The organism is Streptomyces milbemycinicus, from assembly GCF_002154605.1.
GTDB classification, from domain to species: Bacteria; Actinomycetota; Actinomycetes; order Streptomycetales; family Streptomycetaceae; genus Streptomyces; species Streptomyces milbemycinicus.
On the sequence record NZ_MUNE01000792.1, the window covers coordinates 1 to 5,669 of the forward strand.

At 71.7% G+C, this 5,669-nt stretch carries 4 protein-coding genes and 1 pseudogene; 2 read left to right on the forward strand and 3 right to left on the reverse strand.

Annotated elements, in window-relative coordinates; genetic code table 11:
• Positions 1-1,155, reverse strand: a 1,155-nt coding sequence (locus CCN51_RS46365) for a sensor histidine kinase (RefSeq protein WP_086860934.1), incomplete at its 3' end; no start/stop codon positions are given.
• Positions 1,156-1,448: 293 nt separating this feature from the next.
• Here CCN51_RS46365 and CCN51_RS46370 point away from each other — a divergent pair.
• Together CCN51_RS46370 and CCN51_RS46375 are read left to right on the forward strand one after the other, a co-directional pair.
• Complete coding sequence (locus tag CCN51_RS46370) at positions 1,449-2,510, forward strand: NAD-dependent epimerase/dehydratase family protein (RefSeq protein WP_043488068.1); 1,062 nt, start codon at positions 1,449-1,451, stop codon at positions 2,508-2,510.
• A 74-nt stretch (positions 2,511-2,584) separates the two neighbouring features.
• Positions 2,585-3,505: a TIGR02452 family protein gene (locus CCN51_RS46375; RefSeq protein ID WP_043488065.1), complete on the forward strand. Its 921-nt coding sequence runs from the start codon at positions 2,585-2,587 to the stop codon at positions 3,503-3,505.
• Positions 3,506-3,612: 107 nt separating this feature from the next.
• On the opposite strand, the gene CCN51_RS46380 is transcribed toward CCN51_RS46375, so the two are convergent.
• A complete protein-coding gene (locus CCN51_RS46380; protein WP_014181445.1) occupies positions 3,613-5,190 on the reverse strand; it encodes an alpha/beta hydrolase in 1,578 nt (525 codons plus the stop codon).
• Between the two features lie 130 nt (positions 5,191-5,320).
• Positions 5,321-5,669, reverse strand: a pseudogene (locus tag CCN51_RS46385) (urease accessory protein UreD); the annotation flags it as partial.

The following is a 5,669-nucleotide window of genomic DNA, read 5'->3' on the forward strand; positions in this document are numbered from 1 at the left end:
GCCGCCGGGCACGGGGGTGGTGCAGATGACGCTCTGCGGTACGACCAGGACCGCGCGGACGCCGCCGTACGCGGAGGGGCGCAGCGAGAACTGGAAGCGGTACTTATGGGCGAGCCTGCCGACCACCGCGAGCCCCAGGCGCGGCGTCTCGCCCAGATCGTTGAGGTCGAGTCCGGTCGAGGCGTGGGCCAGCACCAGCTCGGTGCGCCTGCGGGCCTCTTCCGTCAGGCCCACCCCGGCGTCCTCGATCTCGATGGCGACCCCGGACTGGACCTCGACCGCGGTCAGGTGCACCCGGGTTTTCGGCGGTGAGTAGCGGGTGGCGTTGTCCAGCAGTTCGGCCATGGCGTGGATCAGCGGCTCGACGCCCGGGCCGACGATGCCGACGTCCGCCACCGAGTGCAGATCGACCCGCTGGTACTCAAGGATCCGCGAGATGGCCCCGCGGCAGACGTTGTACAGCGGGATCGGGTCCCGCCACTGACGCCCCGGGCGGGAGCCGCCGAGTACGGAGATGCTGTCGGCCATCCTGCCGATCAGCGCGTTTCCGTGGTCGAGATGGAGGAGATCGTCGTACACCTCGTAGTCGGCGCCGTGCTTGTCCTCCATCTCCCGCATGTCGTAGGCCTGCTGGTGGGTGATGGCCTGGACGCGGCGGGCGATGTTGACGAAGGCCCGCTGTGCGGCGTCCCTCAAGTCCTCCTCGAACCGTACGGTCTGCAACATCTCCCACAGGACCGCCCGGTGCGCGGACTCGAAGTCCGGTTCGAGGCACGTCGGGTGGTCGATGTCCTTCATCACGTCGCCGGGTTCCGCGCCGAGCCGCAGCCGTTCCACCGCCGCGGGGAGCACTTCCTTGGCCAGCCGTCTGGTCTCCACCTCCTGGTCGACCAGGCGCTGTCGCAGCACGGCCTCCCGCTCGGCGGCCTTCAGGCGCAGGGCCGCGATGGCCCGCCCGCGGCGCACCGCCTCCGCCGCCGCCACGGCCACCGCCAGCGTCGCCGCCAGGCCGCACCAGGCGACCGCCGCCCGCGCCCCGGCGGGGACCCGGGTCACGGCCAGTGCGGCGGCAAGGGCCGTCGCGGCGGGAGGGATCAGCCATACGAGCGCGGAGGCGGGCCGTCGGCCTCCGGGTGACGAGCCGGCAAAAACCATGGGCGTCCTTAAGAAAGGCGGAGACAACAGAGGAGAGAACGAGGCGGGAAACCGCGGGCGAAGAGTTCGCTATGAGCCATGGAGCATAGCGCTTTCACCAGATGCCAAGACGAATATGCGTTTTTCTCGAAAATGCACTGAAGTATGAATTGAAATAGCTCAAGAATCGATCACGTTCTTTCATTTTTATTGCTTCATCGAACTCTTTCTGACCGGCGGCCGTTGCGCCCAGAGCGGATCAGCGCAGGGCGAACAGGCCCGCCGGGCCGCCGGAGGGCTCATAGCGTCCGCGTATGAGCAACGGAAGTGCATTCGTGATCGGGGCGACGGGACAGATCGGGCGGGCGGCGGTGCGCGCGCTCGCCGCCGAGGGCTGGCAGGTGCGGGCCGCCTCGCGTCACGGCGCCCGCGACGAGCGATGGCCCGAGGACGTACGGACCGTGACCGTGGACCGGGAGGACGACGCCGCGCTGGCGGCAGCCCTCGGAGACGGCTGCGATGTGCTGCTCGACTGTGTGGCCTACGGGACGCGCCACGCCGGGCAGTTGCTCGGCCTCGCGGACCGGATCGGCTCGGCAGTGGTGATCTCCAGCTGCGCCGTCTACCGGGACGAGCGGGGCCGTAGCTTCGAAACCCAGGACGAGCCGGACGGCGTCCCGGCGTTTCCCGTGCCGATCCCCGAGTCGCAGCCGACCCTCCCGCCGGGCGAGGACACCTACGGCACGGCCAAGGTCGCGCTGGAGCAAGAGCTGCTGGGCGCCGGGGACCGGCTGCCGACCACGCTGCTGCGCGCCGGGGCGATCCACGGCCCGTACAGCCCCCTGCCCCGCGAGGCGTACTTCATCAAGCGGGTACTCGACGGGCGGCCGGTGCGGATCCTCGCCCACGGGGGCGCGAGCCGGTTCCACCCGGTGCACGTGGACAACCTCGCCGAGCTGATCCGCCTGGCCGCCCGCAGGCCCGGCTCCCGGGCGCTCAACGCGGGCGATCCCCAGGCGCCGACGGTCGCCGAGATCGCGGCCGCGGTGGACGCGGTGATGGGGGCCACCAGCGAGCTGATCACGATCGACGGCGAACCGCCGCGCCCGGGCCTGGGACAGACCCCCTGGAGCACGGCCCGGCCGGTGGTGCTGGACATGTCGGCGGCGGAGCGCGAGCTGGGCTACCGGGCGGCGACCGGGTACGTCGAATCGCTGCCGGAGACGGTGGAGTGGACGGCCCGTCAGCTGGCGGGCGGCCGGGACTGGCGGGAGGTGTTCCCGCTCCTGGGCAAGGCCTACGCGCCGCCGCGCGATCTCTTCGACTACGCCGCGGAGGACGCGTGGCTGGCCGAGAGCGGGCGGGGCGGGCGGTAATTCCGTCGCATCGTGATCACCGCGGCCGGTAGTCTCGGGCGCCCGATGGACAAAGATGACGCGGAGGTATGTGGATGAGCGGGCGGTTGCGCGCGATCGCCCGTGAGACGGAGCGGATCGTCGCCGAGGGTGGCTACACGGCACCGAGCGGACACGAAGTCCGTCTCGCCGAGCACATCGACCGTGCGATCGAGGGCACGCGTCTCTACGAGCCGGTGCACCCGGTGGCGAGCCGACGCGACTCGGCCCTCGCCGAGGAGATCGCCCGCGTAGCCGCCGAGGCGCTGGGACACGGTGCGTGGCCGGCCGAGGCCGGCCACGGGCAACAGCCGGACCGCGACACGCGGTTCGAGGTGACCGCGGAGAGCAGTCTGGAAGCCGCGCGGAGGCTGGTAGCCGGGGTCGACGGCGCGGTCGCGGTGCTGAACTTCGCCTCCGCCCGCAACCCCGGCGGCGGCTATCTGAACGGCGCCCAGGCGCAGGAGGAGGCGCTGTGCCGGGCCTCGGCGCTGTACGCGTGTCTGCGCACCGCGCCGGACTTCTACGCGGCGCACCGGGCCGACCCGAGCCCCTTCTACAGCGATCGAGTCGTCCACTCCCCCGGTGTCCCGGTCTTCCGCGACGACCGGGGCGCGTTGCTCGACGCCTGGTACGAGGTCGGCTTCCTGACCTCGGCCGCCCCCAACGCCGGGGTCATCGCGCAAAGGGGCATGGACACCTCGCGCCTCCCCGAGGCGCTGGCCTCGCGCGCCGGGCGGGTGCTGGAGGTGGCCGTCGCGCACGGGTACCGCCACCTCGTACTGGGCGCCTGGGGGTGCGGGGTGTTCCGGAACGACCCGGCGGCGGTGGCCGAGGCGTTCCGCGCCCATCTGGTGGCTCCGGGTCGCTTCGCCGGGCGCTTCCAGCGCGTCGTCTTCGCCGTGCTCGACCGCCGTACGGACTCGCCGACGCGGGACGCGTTCGCCGCCGCGTTCGGCACGGCCGCGGCGGCCTGACGGTCGACGGGTCCTGAGGGCCGACAGGGCCGCACTGACAGCGCCGGGCCCCGCCCCGCGGGTGCGTACACACCCGCAGAACGGGGCCCGGCCCCAGCTCGCTCCGGCTACTTGGCGGCGGCCGGGGCGGGCATGGCGTGCGGGCCGCACGTCACGTCCGCGGCGTCCACCGTGCCGTTCAGCAGGTAGGCGTCCACCCGGTCGTTGATGCAGGCGTTGACCAGGCCGGTGACACCGTGCGAACCCGCGTCCTTCTCGGTGATCAGGCGCGAGCCCTTCAGCCGCTTGTGCAGCTCGACGGCGCCGTCGTACGGGGTGGCGGCGTCGCGTGTGCTCTGCACGATGAGCGTCTTGGGCAGACCCTTGTCCGCGCCGACCTCGATCGGGTTCTGCTGCGGGGCGTCCCAGGTGGCACACGGCAGGTTCATCCAGGCGTTCGCCCAGGTCATGAACGGGTAGTCCGTGTGCAGCCGGGTGTTGTCCCGGTCCCAGGTGCGCCAGCTGGTCGGCCACTTGGCGTCCGCGCACTCGACCGCCGTGTAGACGGCGTTGCCGTTCTCCGAGGCGATGTTGCCCGCGGTGTCGGACAGATCCGGGCCCGCCGCCTCGACCAGCTGCTTCTCGTCACCGGCGAGATAGGCGCTCCACACCGCGGCGACCGGGGCCCACGAGGAGTCGTAGTACGGCGCGCTCTGGAAGAAGCCCACCAGCTCGGCCGGGCCGACGACCCCGCCGATCGGGTGCTTCTTGGCGGCCGCGCGCAGTGTCTCCCACTGCTTCTGGACCTTCTCCGGCGTGTCGCCGATGTGGTAGGTCGCGTCGTTCTTGGCGACCCACGCCGTCCAGTCCTTCCAGCGGGTCTCGAAGGCGACGTCCTGGTCCAGGTTGGCCTGGTACCAGATCTTCTCCCGCGACGGGTTGACCACGCTGTCGACGATCATGCGGCGCACATGCGTCGGGAACAGCGTCGCGTACACGCCGCCGATGTAGGTGCCGTAGGACACGCCGAGATAGTTGAGCTTCTTCTCGCCGAGCGCGGCCCGGATGACGTCGATGTCACGGGCCGTGTTGGGCGTCGTCAGGTACGGCAGCATCCAGCCGCTGCGCTCCGCACAGCCCTGCGCGTACTCCTTGGCGAGCTTGCGCTGTGCGCGCTTGTCCGCCTCGCTGTCCGGCACCGGGTCCGCCTTCGGCGCCTTGACGTACTCCTGCGGGTCGACGCAGGAGATGGCGGCGGAGTGGCCGACCCCGCGCGGGTCGAAGCCGACGAAGTCGTACGCCTTCGAGGTCTTCGTCCACAGCGGGTTCTTGGTGGTGACCCGGCGCGGGAACTTCAGACCGGAGCCGCCGGGCCCGCCCGGGTTGTAGATCAGCGCACCCTGGCGCTCGGTGGCGCTCCCGCTGTTGCCGATCCGGTCCACGGCGAGCTTGATGGTGCGGCCGTACGGCTTGGCGTAGTCGAGCGGGACCGTCACATAGCCGCACTGTATGGGCTTCTCCAGAGCCCAGTCGGCCGGGCAGTCCTGCCAGTCGATGCCCGCCGCGGCGGCCCTGGCCGCGGCGATCTGCACGCCGCGCGCCTCCGCCGCTCCCCCCGGCGTACGCGCCTTCGCGCTGGCCATGGGCGTGGCCAGGGCGCCTGCTATCAGCGCCCCGGTGAGCACACCGCCGGCCGCGCCGAGCATTGCTGTACGTCTCACGTAGCTACTCCCCCTGCTGGTTCGCGCCGCGCGACTGCGGCGATGATCACAGAGTGTCAGGAGGATCCTCGCGCCTCACTGACCGGTCGGTACAGGGCAAACCGGCGTTTCTTTATCAACACATGAACATCCTGCCATCGGTGCCCGCTTGGGCCGCTTCGCGCCACCCGGCCGCGTCGCCGCCGGCCATACCGCCATCCGAAGCGCTGTCCAACAGTCGCCGCAGCCGCAGCGCGTCCGGTGCCACCGCGGTCACCAGGGCGGCGGGGCCCGCGAGCGGGGTGAGCACCGCCGTCTCGCCGAGCTGCCGGACGGGCACCGGCCGCTCCTCGAAGGCCGGGTCGACGAGGAGGAGTTGACCGGCCGACCGATGCCCGGCGAGGACCGCCCCGCCGTCCCAGCCGGGCGTCCCCGGCCCGTAGCCCAGCTCCTGGTCCAGCAGCGGCCGGCCGGCCCGGTACACC

Excerpts from the sequence above, each read along its gene's own strand:
- CCN51_RS46370 (WP_043488068.1), top strand. The coding sequence starts at position 1,449 with ATGAGCAACGGAAGTGCATTCGTGATCGGGGCGACGGGACAGATCGGG.
- CCN51_RS46375 (WP_043488065.1), top strand. The coding sequence starts at position 2,585 with ATGAGCGGGCGGTTGCGCGCGATCGCCCGTGAGACGGAGCGGATCGTC.
- CCN51_RS46380 (WP_014181445.1), bottom strand. The coding sequence starts at position 5,190 with ATGCTCGGCGCGGCCGGCGGTGTGCTCACCGGGGCGCTGATAGCAGGC.